This is a genomic window from Vibrio sp. YT-18, assembly GCF_033337345.1.
GTDB lineage: Bacteria > Pseudomonadota > Gammaproteobacteria > Enterobacterales > Vibrionaceae > Vibrio > Vibrio alginolyticus.
This window is the reverse complement of sequence record NZ_JAWOQO010000012.1, coordinates 91,899-105,086: the sequence shown is the minus strand read 5'-3', so window position 1 is coordinate 105,086 and position 13,188 is coordinate 91,899. Positions and strand designations below refer to the sequence as shown.

Below are 13,188 nucleotides of genomic sequence, written 5' to 3'. Positions count from 1 at the left end.
TCTGAATTTAGTTTGCTTGTAGTTTTAATAAGGTATGACCAAGGCCAATATTGTCGGTTCTTTCAACGACAGATAAACCTGCCGCTTCGACAATTTCTAAGAAATCATCACTGCGATAAAAGCGACTATTACCGTTAGCTAAACAGGTAAAATAAAGAGAAGTGGCATTAAGGCTATAGGAAGCTCCCGCGTATTTTTGAGCATCCCAAAACAGCTCCAATACGTAAATAGTATCTCCCTTCGTTAACTGGGCTTTAACTTTTTTAAGGATATTGAGGATCTCAATTGGGGAAAAGCAATCCAAGAACTGGCTCATCCACCATACGTCAGCATGCTCAGGCAATGTTTGTGCTTTATCCAGCATGTTTGCAGGGTATGGACGTACACGCTCGACGAACTGGTTTTCTGAAACATTCTTCATCGCTACTTCTAATTGCTGCGGTAAATCAACAATCGTCACTTGAACGTCAGGGTCATGTTTACAACACTGAATCGCCCATTTCCCCGTATTTCCGCCAATATCCACAAGATGCTTTGGCTTGCTTGCAAATACCTCTTTAAGCAGAAGTGGGAACGAGCGATCCGAATAGAAATGATCGAACTTAAACCAGCTCTGTTTGGCTTGTTCTGGTAACGTCGATAGACCTTGATAGATGGTCTCCCAATTGCCCAACTCTTTCAAACCAGACGGTTTACCTTCTTGAATTGCTTCCGTCAAATGCATCATCGCGGCGTAACAAACATCTGCCGTAAAATCCATGTTTGCATTCGTCATACCATCATGAAGAAGGTAAAAACCAAGGTTTGCAAGCGAATAGTTAGGTCGTTCCCATAAAACAATATGCGCACTAATCGCCATATCCAACAGTACTTTAACACCATATTCTGATACTCCCGTTTTCTCGGCAATATCTGTGGCACTCATGCCTTGAGCGCCAGCGCTGTCTAAAGCGGCTAAAATACCTAAATCTCGAAGCGTTTTGGCGGTCTGGAACACGATTGGTGCAAAAGATAACTTCTGAGCTTCTGTCTTCGCTTCAAAAGCATTAAAAGGGTCATTATTTTGATTTAACACGGAAAAACCTAACTGCAATTAATAGTTTTATTGTTGAGATTGATTGCCCAACAATGCAATAGCTCGCTGAATATCAACATTCAAGTTGTTTACCCAACGATTGTAATTGCGGTGGATTTTGCCATCACTTGCTTTGAGATTTACTGAGTTGAGATAAATAATTGAGTAATATTTATTATTGTATGGGATTTTTACTTCTGCAGAGTGTTTACGAACGTGGATTTTTGCAATAAGAACACCAGGGCTTACTTCTTCGATCGTCCAGCCTCGGTTAGTTGCTGATTGCACTATGGCCATTTTTACTTGTTTATTTTGAAGATCATAAGCAACTGGAGTATCCTCCACATTCATTACAGGTTGTACTCGTCCACAACCAACAAGAAGCAAAGTTAATAATAACGAGACATACAGCTTAAAACGCGACATGATAATTTCCTTTTTATTGTGAATTTGGGTCAACCCCAATTTGTATCGAGCTGTAAAATAAACAATTTAACCCAATATGCCAAACTCGAAGATCAACATTTCGTTCAATATTGATGCGTGGACAGCGAATTCATTCGGTTTATCCGAATCCAATGAATGGAAACAATGGGCAACAGAGATAAAATGGCCAGAAGATGGCAAAATCAATGTTGCAAATATTCCTGCGATGATGCGCAGAAGAATGAGCCCACTCAGTAAACTGGCGGTACAAACTGCAATCGAAATGCTTAATCAACATCAAGTTGATTACCTTGTATTTTCAAGCCGTCATGGTGAACTGCATCGCAGCGTCGCACTAGTTGAAGATATAATTAATGGAGAAGAGGCGTCTCCGATGGCTTTTTCTCAATCGGTGCACAATACCGCCGCAGGGCTTGCCACTATCGCAACTAAACAACCCATTCCCCTAACTTCTATCGCTGCGGCAGAAAACACATTCCAAAGCGCAATATTAGAAGCATGGCTGTTTTTGTCCGACAATCCTGACAAAAAAGTACTGCTTGTTGATTTTGATGAGCCTATGCCTGACTCTTATTTAGAATATGAAAGCCAACAATACCAAGGGTTTGGACTTGGCTTAATACTTTCTCATGGAGACAAGTTCGCGATACAAAGCTCCATAAACGCAGAACGTTCCGGTCATCCTCTTCCTCAAGGTTTAGTATTTTTGCAACAATACTTGTTAGATAAAAGCCAGTGGACTATTTTCGCTCCGCAACAAGCTTGGGAATGGCACAAAAAATGACTCGCTTAAATCAGTATTGGCGTGTGCTAGCAACAGGCTTTTGTTTTTCAGTATTTGGGTTAGGTGGTTTAGTACTGAGTTTCATTGTTATTCCGACCATTCGTATTTTTGTTTCAGACCAAACGGAACGCGAATATAAAGTTCAGGGTGCGATTCGATATTCATTCAACACATTTTGTAAATTGATGAAGTTGAGTGGCGCAATCGATTATCAAATTATTGGTGCCGATATTCTTCAACAAGATCGTAATTGTTTAATTGTTGCCAATCACCCTAGTTTAATCGATTACGTTCTCATTGCTTCACAATTAAATCGCTGCGACTGTTTAGTAAAATCGGCAATATGGTCGAATCCTTTTATGAAGCACATCGTAAAAGCAGCCGGATATATTCCCAATGAAGCACCGGATGATTTATTAGCACTTTGTGATGAACGATTTAACAAAGGCAACGTGTTGCTTATATTTCCTGAAGGAACAAGAACAACACCAGGTGTAGAGCCGAAATTACAACGCGGTGCAGCACAAATTGCGGTAAGAACAGAACGAGATTTAAGAGTTGTCCATATTACGGTAACACCAAGTTTCCTCACAAAAGAGAAAAAATGGTATCAAGTACCGGCAACAAAGCCCTTTTTCAGGGTTGAAGTTAAGGATAAAGTTGAGATTACCCCCTTTATAAAGCAAACTACGTCGCCGACAATAGCGGCGCGACGCTTACAACAGCACCTAGCTGAAAACATTTTTCCAGAAAACTTTTATTAATAAGCAGGTCCCAGTGGAACAGTTACACAACGACATTAAGCAACTTATCATTGATGCTTTAAACCTTGAAGATTTAACCGTAGATGATATTGAAACGGATGCACCACTTTTTGGTGATGGACTTGGCTTAGATTCTATCGACGCGCTTGAGCTTGGACTCGCAATAAAAAAACAATACAACATCGTTATTGATGCCGACGACTCAAATACACGCGAACACTTTGCGTCTGTAGCAAATCTAGCGAAATACGTTTCTTCTCAAACTAATGAATAAGTTGTAGGTATATTCATGACTGATGTAAATAAAGATCAAGTATTTGAACAAGTTAAAGATGCGCTTGTTGAGCTGTTCGAAATTGACGCAGCCGACATTCAATCAGATGCGCACTTATACCAAGATCTCGATCTTGATAGCATTGACGCCGTTGATTTGGTCGTACACCTACAGAATGTCACTGGCAAAAAAATCAAGCCAGCAGAGTTTAGTGCAGTAAGAACCGTTGACGATGTGGTTAACGCTGTCACTGAATTATTGAAGGAAAGTTAATGCGCAAATTGCTGACTGGTCTGTCTGCAATTGTACTGTTTGCCTACCCCTTCGCCGTCTATTTCGGTATAGATAAATTTGGCTTGAACTTAGTTGGGGGCTTGTTAATTGCTGCGTTACTTTTGCGTGTTTTCGTCGCAAATAAGACCCCACTAAAAGAGTTTAAGTTCTTGGCGCTCGTTACGGGCGCTGTTGGCATTGTCCTAATTACGCTTGGCATGGTGTTTAAACAACATGGGTGGCTTCAGTTTTACCCTGTCGTTGTCAATGTATGTATGCTGTGTGTATTTGGACTGAGCTTAAAACAGCCGCAATCGATCATAGAGAGGCTTGCTCGCTTGCAAGAACCCGACCTTCCGGCTAGTGGCGTGGCTTACACTCGCAAAGTGACGATGGTTTGGTGCGCCTTTTTTACGCTCAACGCTGCCGTTGCACTCTATACCTGTTTCCTACCAGTAAAAATATGGACGCTTTATAACGGCCTCATCAGCTACTTACTTGCTGGTGGCTTGTTCGCTGGAGAATGGATCGTGCGTCAATTTGTTCGAAAGGAACACTAATCGTATGAATACAACGTATTCGAGCTTTACCTCCCTAGCGACCTTGTTCATCGCGGAGAGGTCTGAGCAATCCCCAGTCTCTTACGATCGCGATACGGTTATCACGTGGGGTGATTTCCAACAGCACGTCGCAACACTTACTCAACAGCTAGAAACCCAACCAACGCAAAACATTGCGTTGTGTTTTGGCAACAGCTACCTGTTTGCCGTTGGCTTTTTTGCTTGTTGTTATGCAGGAAAATCCATTGTATTACCTGGTAATTACCAACCAGAAGCACTCAAAGAGCTCAGTGAGCACTACGATTTGTTGCTGCATGATGCCGATGTCTCGGCTCCAGAACTCGTGAGCTCGCTTTTGATCGAAGCTCAATCATTGCTAGAAACCACCGTGATTAGCGAGCCAGAGGCCAAACAACCTTATTTTTGGCGTGAATTAAACCTGGCAGAAATACCAGTAACGCTATTTACTTCGGGTTCAAGCGGCACACCAAAAGCCATTGCAAAAACGCTGAAACAGCTCGATATCGAAGTTGCTATTCTAGATAACCTGTGGGGCGACACGGTTGCCAGCACACGCGTTGAAAGCACCGTTTCTCATCAACACATTTACGGCTTGCTGTTCCGCGTATTGTGGCCTTTGTGCTCCGCACGTCCATTTTCAGCACACAACCTTGAGTTCCCAGAGCAAATTGTCCATCACGCTGATGCTGACACCACGCTAGTAAGCAGCCCTGCGTTACTAAAACGACTCAGTGAAGAGCACAATCCGGTTGCGATTCGGTGCGTATTTTCTTCTGGTGGTCCCTTGCCAAACCAAGCCGCGCAGCACAGCCAGTTGTTGTTTGGGTCACTTCCTATTGAAGTTTTTGGCAGCACAGAAACCGGCGGCATCGCTTACCGTCAGCAGCACGAAGCCAGTACTCCCTGGACGTTATTCCCTGGTATTGAAGCCGAGCTTAACCATGAAAATTGTTTAAAGCTCCGCTCGCCACACATTGATGAAAACACTTGGTACCAAACTGCGGATGAATGCTATTTCCATGATAGTATTTCTTTTGAATTGCGTGGACGCACTGACCGAATCGTCAAAGTCGAAGAAAAGCGTATTTCCCTTGTCGAAGTGGAAAAACGTTTAGAGCAATTGCCGTGGGTTCAAGAAAGCGTGGTGATCCCAATGGAAGAATCTGGTCGCCTCACGTTAGTCTCGATCATCGTACTTAACGATCAAGGCAGCGATGTGCTTAATGAACTTGGTAAAGGCAAATTTTGGCTTGAGCTTCGCAAGGCACTGCGCAATTGGCTAGAACCGATCGCTATCCCGAGAAAATTCCGAGTGGTCGACGAAATTCCATTGAACAGCCAAGGCAAACGCCAAGTTGCTGAAATTGAAAAACTATTCCAATAAAGCTAGTAACATGGAAAAAAGAAAACCAACTATTCAGAATATTGAAGTGAGTGACCATACCGCGGAGCTGTCGCTGCGAGTGGATGCTGACATCTTAGATTTCCAAGGTCATTTCAATCACTTCCCTCTTTTACCCGGCGTCACTCAAATTGATTGGGCGCTGTTCTACGCCGTTCAATATTTGAATACTCCCAAGGTATTTAAAGGAATGGAAGTCATCAAATTTCAAGAGCCGATTCTGCCAAACGCCGACGTTTGCCTCTCACTATCTTGGGACAATGAGCGCGAGAAATTGACCTTTAAGTACACATCGACAAACGGTGAAACCTTGGTGACTCACTCGTCAGGAAAAATGAAACTGGGTGAGTCACGTGAGTGATTATCGCCCCTGCTTTTTAATTCCTTGCTACAACCACGGCAGCACAATTGCAGACGTGGTTGCGTCGTTATCCTCTTTCGCTTTGCCAGTGCTGGCCGTTGACGACGGCAGCAATGAAGACACCAAACAAGCGCTTTCTGCTTTGAGCAAGCAAGGACTGATAAAACTGATTAGTTTGAGAGAAAACCAAGGCAAAGGTGGCGCTGTGATGGCAGGCCTACATCAAGCTCACCAACTTGGTTTTACGCACGCCATTCAAATCGACGCAGACGGTCAACACGACCTAGAAGCATTGCCGAAATTGCTCAGCGCCAGCGAAACAAAACCAGATAACCTGATTTCGGGCCAACCGATATACGACGAGAGCGTACCTAAATCCCGTTTGTATGGTCGCTACGCTACGCACGTGTGGGTGTGGATAGAAACCTTGTCACTATCTATCAAAGACAGCATGTGCGGTTTTCGCGCCTACCCAGTGGCGAAAACGGTCGCCGTGTTGAACAAGTACAGCATCGGCAAACGCATGGATTTTGATATCGAAATTCTAGTGCGAATGTATTGGGAAGGCGTCGACATTGATTTTGTTCCAACGCGCGTGATCTACCCTGAAGGTGGCATTTCCCACTTCGACGCATTGTGGGACAACGTCAAGATAAGCTGGATGCACACTCGCCTATTTTTTGGCATGTTGCCGCGCATTCCTTCGCTACTCGCCAGAAAGCGCCAAAACACAGATGACAATAATGCCCACTGGTCGAAACGAAAAGAACAAGGCACGATTTTAGGCATCAAAACCTTACTCGCGGTTTACCGCTTGTTCGGCAGAAAAGCGTTTGACCTGATTTTAAAATTAGTCATGCGCTACTACCACTTCACGGGTAAATCTGCCCGTGAAGCGTCTGAGGTTTACCTGCAAAACTTGCAGTACTACGCAACGCAGCAGAGCATCGCACTACCAAAACAGTTGGACAGCTATCATCATCTGCTTTCTTTTGGGCGAACCATGCTCGACAAACTGGCTGCCTGGCAAGGTGACTTTAACGTCGATAACCTAACCATTCACGGCCAGCATCATTTCGAAGAGATGGCGCAGAAAAAACAAGGCGTGCTCATTTTAGGCTCGCACCTTGGCAATATCGAACTCTGCCGCGCGCTTGGTCGTCGACACTCTCATGTCAAAATCAATGCCTTGGTATTTACCCAACACGCTGAACAATTTAATGCTGTAATGAAGGCGGTAAACCCAAATTCGGAACTGAACCTGATTCAAGTCAGCTCAATGGGACCAGACACCGCGATTCTGCTTCAACAAAAAATCGAGCAAGGCGAATGGGTGGTGATCGTTGGCGATCGCACTTCCACCAGCAAAGAAAATCGTGTCGTTTGGGCAGATTTTCTTGGTAAACCTGCCCCATTCCCGCAAGGCCCATTCATGCTAGCCTCGGTATTAAAAGCGCCGGTCTATCTACTCTTCGGCCTACGCGACGATGAAGCGAACATTCCGCATTTTAATGTGTACTTTGAACACTTTAGTGACCAAGTCACGCTACCACGCAAGGAGCGTCAGCAGGCACTAGAACGCGTTGTTCAACAGTACGCACAAAGATTAGAACACCACACACTGCAAGCGCCGTTACAGTGGTACAACTTTTTTAACTTCTGGACTTTAAGTAATCAGCCACATGACAAACAACAATAATCACAACATCACTTTTGGTGCCCAATCTTTAACCATCGAAGATGTCGTTGCCATTGCTCAAGGTGCAAAGGCAAACATGAACACCTCGCCAGAATTTACCGCGAAGATTGATCGTGGCGTGGCGTTTCTGGAACGGTTACTGAAAGAAGAAGGCGTTATTTACGGCGTAACCACGGGTTATGGTGATTCATGCACCGTGGCGATTCCACCCGCTCTTGTGGATGAACTTCCGTTGCACCTTACGCGCTTCCATGGCTGTGGCTTAGGTCAAATCCTTTCTCATGAGCAAGCTCGTGCGGTGCTAGCAACACGTTTATGTTCATTGTCGCAAGGCGTATCTGGCGTGTCTCACGATCTGTTGAACCAAATCGTTACGCTTATCAACCACGACATTGCGCCGCGTATTCCACAGGAAGGCTCGGTGGGCGCAAGTGGCGATTTAACGCCTCTGTCGTACCTAGCGGCGACCTTGATTGGCGAGCGTGAAGTACTTTACAAAGGCGATGTGCGATCAACACAAGAAGTGTTTTCAGAGCTGGGCATTGAGCCAATTCGCCTAAAACCAAAAGAAGGTTTGGCGTTAATGAACGGTACATCCGTGATGACTGCTCTCGCCTGTCTTGCCTACAAACGCGCAGAATACCTAGCGCAGCTGTGCACCAAGATTACCGCAATGGTCTCTGTGGGTATGCAAGGTAACGATTTCCACTTTGATGAAGCGTTGTTTGCGGTAAAACCTCACCCTGGTCAACAGCAAGTTGCGGCTTGGCTGCGTGATGATCTCAATGCTGAACGTCCGCCACGCAATAGCGACCGACTGCAAGATCGTTACTCGCTGCGTTGTGCGCCACACGTAATTGGCATGGTGCAAGACTCACTGCCTTGGCTACGTCAATTGATTGAGAATGAACTAAATAGTGCCAACGACAATCCAATTATCGATGGCGACAATGAGCGCGTTCTGCATGGTGGTCACTTCTACGGTGGTCATATCGCAATGGCGATGGATACGTTGAAAGTGAACATTGCCAACTTAGCTGATTTGCTGGATCGTCAGATGGCGCAATTGATGGATTACAAGTTCAATAACGGCCTGCCGTTTAACTTAACTGGTGCAGAAGGCGAGCGTAAACCGATCAACCACGGCTTTAAAGCGGTTCAGATTGGTATCTCAGCTTGGACGGCAGAAGCTTTGAAAAACACCATGCCAGCGAGCGTTTTTTCTCGCTCAACCGAATGTCACAACCAAGACAAAGTGAGCATGGGCACCATCGCGGCTCGTGATTGCCTACGCGTGCTTGAGTTAACAGAGCAAGTTGCTGCGGCTTCACTCCTAGCAAGCGTTCAAGCGGTTGAGATTCGTCGTCGTCATAACGAATTGGACGAACACCACATGAGTCAGAGTTTGCGAGTAATTCGTGACGCAGTACTGAGCGAGTTTGAATTTGTGATTGAAGATCGCCCATTGGAACAAGATTTGCGCCATTTCATTGAACGCATTCAGCAACGTCATTGGCCACTCTACGCGGAGGTATAATGCAAGAGCAGGTTCTCTACCCATTAGAAGCGGAGGTGACTATGGTCACCTCATTCCAAGATGCTGACCCGATGGGCGTGATTTATCACGGCAACTTCTTTCGATATTTTGAAGAAGCGCGTCGTGTGCTGATGGAGAAGCTCCAATACAGCTATCGCGATATGCAAGACTCTGGGTACATGTGGCCGATCATCGATACGCGCGTTAAATACGTGAAGGCGATTCCGTTTAATCACACCATTCGTATTACCGCACAACTCACTGAGTGGGAAAACCGCTTACGTGTGGATTACGTGATTTACGACGCCGAAACGAATCAACGTATGTGCAAAGCGCATACAACGCAAGTCGCTGTATCCATTGAAAAGCAAGAGATGTGCTTTGTTTCTCCGGCAATCTTTTTAGATAAAGTAGAGCAATGGCACAACCATGGGAGCCTGAACTAATGCAAAAGTGGTTACTCTCTTTTTTGTTGATATTTTCTGTTCCAGCACTGGCCACACCGACAGCAAACGTAACAGATTTGGCGTCGCTTCAACAGCAGTTGTCTCAGCATGAAATCGTGCGCGGAGATTTTACGCAGCAGCGTCATCTGGAAATGTTCAGTCAACCTCTAACCTCTAAAGGTCAGTTCACACTGAGCAAAACACATGGCTTGTTGTGGCAACAAACAGAACCTTTCGCAGTCAATTTGGTATTGACGGAAAACAAACTTCGTCAAACTTTTGCCGACCAAGCACCGAAAACGATCTCTGCACAAGAAAACCCAATGGCGTTCTACTTTAGTCATGTGTTTTTATCCGTGTTCCACGGGGATACTTCTGCACTGCAAGAACAATTCACACTCGATTTTTCAGTTGAGAACAATCAGTGGCAGCTCGTTTTAGTGCCCAAACAGTCACCATTAAATGCGGTGTTTAAAGCCATCACCCTTTCCGGTAAAACGCATATTGATCGCCTAACCCTGCAAGAGCTGCGCGGCGATAAGACCGAAATCACGTTTACAAACCAGACCTCTCTACCTCAGGAACTCACGGATGCCGAAGACGCTCAATTCCGTTTCTAAACTCAGTCTTGGCACTCACACCTTTGCTCTGGTTTGGCTCAATCTCGTTGTTTTAGCGGGCGCGTTGCTACTCAAACAATGGGTTTGGAGTGCAGAATCTCCGATTGAGACCAACATTTTAAAACTGTTGCCGAAGAACCAACAAAACCCGGTGGCTGAGCAAGCCTTTGAGTCGGTCTCGGCAAGTATGAGCGACAAAGTCATTTTCGTGATCACAGCGCCGGACAAAAATGCCCTTTTTGCAGCAGCCGCTGAATTTGATAAGGGTTTGCGTCAGAGTAATCATTTTCGCGATGTGGTGGGAAAAATCTCACCTCAAGAGCAGCAAGCTTGGGCGAGTTACTACTTTAAGCACCGCTTCCAATTGCTGACGCCTGAACAACGAGAGCGTTTAAGCCAAAATCCAGAACAGCAAGTGCAGCATGTGATTCAGTCGCTGTACAACCCGTTTTCTGGAGTGACCGGGCAAGAGTTACAAAATGATCCTTTCTTGCTATTTCGTGATTATTTGAGCCAAGTTACCCAGCAATCGTCCTCTTTCCGATTGGATAACGGCTATCTGTCCGTCGAAAAAGACGGTGCTCAATACTTGCTTATTACTGCCGAGCTAAAAGACTCGCCTTATAGCCTAACTGGGCAACTTGCAGTCCCTGATATTCAAGCGCTAGAACAAGGCGTCGCGCAGAAATATGGCGCTGAAGTCGCACATACTGGCGTTCTATTTTACGCTGACTTTGGTACGCAAAGTGCAAAATCGGAGATCAGCACCATCGGTGTATTCTCTCTACTCGGTATCATTGCATTGTTCTTGCTGGTCTTTCGGAGTGTGATGCCGCTGTCCCTAGCACTGCTTTCCATCACCATTGGTCTGCTCGTTGCGTTGTCCGTTACGACGTGGATTTTTGGAAAAGTCCATCTGTTCAGCTTAGTGTTTGGCGCAAGTTTAATCGGTGTGTCTATCGACTACGCATTCCACTACCTAACGGAACGTCTTGCGGCGGGAAATGAATGGGATAGCGAGCAAGGGTTAAAGCATATTTTCATAGCGATCACACTGGGCTTAATCACCAGTTTGATCGGCTATTTGGGCATGTTAGTGGCACCGTTTCCTGGTTTGCAGCAGCTTGCGCTGTTTTCATCCATTGGTCTGATTGCCGCTTACATCACCGTGGTGGCTTGGTATCCGATACTGGCTCGTAACCCATCGCGCACCATTTCGACTTTACCGGGACAATCACTGTTGGCGAAATGGTTAACGCTTTGGAATCAACCTCGAATTAAAGTCGGATTGCCGATGTTATGTGTGGTTGCGAGTGGCTTTTTCTTGCTGCAATTGAACTACGATGACGACATTCGTCTACTGCAAACGATGCCGAACGATCTCAAGCAGCAAGAAACCTTGATTACGACGCTCAGTGGCATGCAATCTTCACAGCAAATGTTGGTCGTTACCGCCGACGATGACGAAAACCTAATGAAAAAGCTGGAGTCTTTGACGCCAACATTAGAAGCGTGGAAAGCGGACAGCACCATCGAAAGCTACCAGAGCCTGAGCCGCTACTTGAGCTCAGTGGAGCGTCAGCAACAAGACTATCAATTGATTCGCGATCTTTACGCGACACAATCCAGCCCACTTACTTCCGGGCTGGGCTTAAGTAAAAAGCCCAAAATGGACGCCGACTTTATCCCTGTTACGGTTGAACAGTACTTGCAAAACCCGGTATCAGCGCCTGTACGTTTTCTTCATTTGGGTAAAATTAAAGAAAAATCGGCAACGGTAGTGGTGTTAAACCAATTGCAAGACTCCGCTGTTGTTAAGGCATTTGCCAAATCACAGTCTGATGTTGTCTACCTAAACAAAGCTGAAGAAATATCCACCCTATTTGGTGAATACCGAATCAAAATCATGGAGCTATTGGCAGCCGCCAGTGCTGTGATCTTTCTGGTATTAATCAAGCGGTACGGTCTGCAACACAGTTGCCGAGTTTTACTGCCATCATTGATTGCTTGCGCCTGCGGTCTTGCAACTGCTGTCGCGATGGGAACAACATTAAACCTGTTCAACTTGCTTGGCTTGGTGCTCATTCTTGGTATCGGGATCGATTACACTCTGTTCTTTGCCGAGAAAGCCCGCAGTGTGAGCACACTATTGGCGATCACCCTTTCGGCAATGACCACTGTGTTGTCATTTGGATTGCTGTCACTCAGCCAAACTCACGCGATTCACAGTTTTGGCATTACGGTGTTAAGTGGTATTTTTGTCGCTTGGCTGCTCTCTCCGATTGCAATTAAAACAGAGGAAACGACGTCATGATTTTCAATCACGCCTTTCGCTGCGCGACGTTATTCGCACTGAGCCTGTTTTTAAGTGCATGCAGCTTGGTCCCTCACCAATCGACGCCTCAGGTCGACATTGCCGAGCACACCCAAGTTAGCTTGCCCACTCCCGCAAGCTTGGGCTATCAGTTGTCTGCCAGTCAGTTAATTACGGCTTCTTGGGCAATAGATGGTAAAACCAAATCTGAGCAACTTCCGGTACAACTGCAAGTGATCAACAACGAAGTGGTGCTGGCAGGCTTCTCATCCTGGGGGACGAGAGTACTCTCACTGTCTTACGATGGAGAACAAATTCAAACCGAAGTGCTCAACGGTTTACAAGGTTCGCTACCGCAGCCAGAACAGGTATTATTTAACCTGATGATCACGCTCTGGCCGAGTTCCGCTTGGGAAGGGTCGTTAAATGAGGTAAGGTGGCGAATTATTGATAAAAATAATTCTCGCGCCATCTTTGATAGCGACGGTGAAAAGATCATTAAGATTCAATACAGCTCTTCTAACAAGTTAGAGGGTAAGATTGATTTTCATCACCTCAAACATCAGTTTTCAATTTCTATTCAAACACTGCAACATCAGATTAATTAAGAA

General features: G+C 45.5%; 15 protein-coding genes. 13 read left to right on the top strand and 2 right to left on the bottom strand.

Features of this window, described 5'->3' with window-relative positions:
- Positions 1-7: 7 nt before the first annotated feature.
- Together R7M72_RS16745 and R7M72_RS16740 are read right to left on the bottom strand one after the other, a co-directional pair.
- Positions 8-1,075: a class I SAM-dependent methyltransferase gene (locus R7M72_RS16745; protein ID WP_053307501.1), complete on the bottom strand. Its 1,068-nt coding sequence runs from the start codon at positions 1,073-1,075 to the stop codon at positions 8-10.
- A 27-nt stretch (positions 1,076-1,102) separates the two neighbouring features.
- Positions 1,103-1,501: a hypothetical protein gene (locus tag R7M72_RS16740; RefSeq protein WP_005382272.1), complete on the bottom strand. Its 399-nt coding sequence runs from the start codon at positions 1,499-1,501 to the stop codon at positions 1,103-1,105.
- 76 nt (positions 1,502-1,577) lie between these two features.
- Between R7M72_RS16740 and R7M72_RS16735 the strand changes: the two genes are divergently transcribed.
- From R7M72_RS16735 to R7M72_RS16675, 13 genes are read left to right on the top strand one after another with little or no spacing between them, the layout of a single operon-like run.
- Entirely contained in the window at positions 1,578-2,306 is a 729-nt protein-coding gene (locus R7M72_RS16735; protein ID WP_017634792.1) for a beta-ketoacyl synthase chain length factor, read from the top strand.
- Positions 2,303-3,070: a lysophospholipid acyltransferase family protein gene (locus R7M72_RS16730; RefSeq protein WP_005388305.1), complete on the top strand. Its 768-nt coding sequence runs from the start codon at positions 2,303-2,305 to the stop codon at positions 3,068-3,070. Before R7M72_RS16735 ends, R7M72_RS16730 begins: the two co-directional genes overlap by 4 nt.
- A 13-nt stretch (positions 3,071-3,083) precedes the next feature.
- The gene (locus R7M72_RS16725) at positions 3,084-3,344 is read left to right on the top strand and encodes a phosphopantetheine-binding protein (protein ID WP_005382278.1); all 261 of its coding nucleotides are present in this window, start codon (positions 3,084-3,086) and stop codon (positions 3,342-3,344) included.
- A 15-nt stretch (positions 3,345-3,359) separates the two neighbouring features.
- Positions 3,360-3,617 (top strand): acyl carrier protein, encoded by a 258-nt coding sequence (locus tag R7M72_RS16720; RefSeq protein ID WP_005382279.1) that lies wholly within the window; start codon positions 3,360-3,362, stop codon positions 3,615-3,617.
- Positions 3,617-4,177, top strand: a complete 561-nt coding sequence (locus R7M72_RS16715; protein WP_017634793.1) for a hypothetical protein — start codon at positions 3,617-3,619, stop codon at positions 4,175-4,177. The genes R7M72_RS16720 and R7M72_RS16715 overlap by 1 nt, the downstream gene beginning before the upstream one ends.
- A gap of 4 nt (positions 4,178-4,181) precedes the next feature.
- Entirely contained in the window at positions 4,182-5,582 is a 1,401-nt protein-coding gene (locus R7M72_RS16710; RefSeq protein WP_042523999.1) for an AMP-binding protein, read from the top strand.
- Positions 5,583-5,592: 10 nt separating this feature from the next.
- Entirely contained in the window at positions 5,593-5,961 is a 369-nt protein-coding gene (locus R7M72_RS16705) for a 3-hydroxyacyl-ACP dehydratase (protein WP_017634794.1), read from the top strand.
- Complete coding sequence (locus R7M72_RS16700; protein ID WP_318056261.1) at positions 5,954-7,660, top strand: glycosyltransferase family 2 protein; 1,707 nt, start codon at positions 5,954-5,956, stop codon at positions 7,658-7,660. Before R7M72_RS16705 ends, R7M72_RS16700 begins: the two co-directional genes overlap by 8 nt.
- Complete coding sequence (hutH, locus tag R7M72_RS16695; RefSeq protein WP_085569954.1) at positions 7,644-9,197, top strand: histidine ammonia-lyase; 1,554 nt, start codon at positions 7,644-7,646, stop codon at positions 9,195-9,197. Before R7M72_RS16700 ends, hutH begins: the two co-directional genes overlap by 17 nt.
- Entirely contained in the window at positions 9,197-9,643 is a 447-nt protein-coding gene (locus R7M72_RS16690) for an acyl-CoA thioesterase (RefSeq protein WP_054702228.1), read from the top strand. The genes hutH and R7M72_RS16690 overlap by 1 nt, the downstream gene beginning before the upstream one ends.
- Positions 9,643-10,263, top strand: a complete 621-nt coding sequence (locus R7M72_RS16685) for a LolA family protein (RefSeq protein WP_017819935.1) — start codon at positions 9,643-9,645, stop codon at positions 10,261-10,263. The genes R7M72_RS16690 and R7M72_RS16685 overlap by 1 nt, the downstream gene beginning before the upstream one ends.
- The gene (locus R7M72_RS16680) at positions 10,235-12,577 is read left to right on the top strand and encodes an MMPL family transporter (protein WP_086046588.1); all 2,343 of its coding nucleotides are present in this window, start codon (positions 10,235-10,237) and stop codon (positions 12,575-12,577) included. Before R7M72_RS16685 ends, R7M72_RS16680 begins: the two co-directional genes overlap by 29 nt.
- Entirely contained in the window at positions 12,574-13,185 is a 612-nt protein-coding gene (locus R7M72_RS16675) for a DUF3261 domain-containing protein (RefSeq protein WP_017634797.1), read from the top strand. The genes R7M72_RS16680 and R7M72_RS16675 overlap by 4 nt, the downstream gene beginning before the upstream one ends.
- Positions 13,186-13,188: the final 3 nt, after the last annotated feature.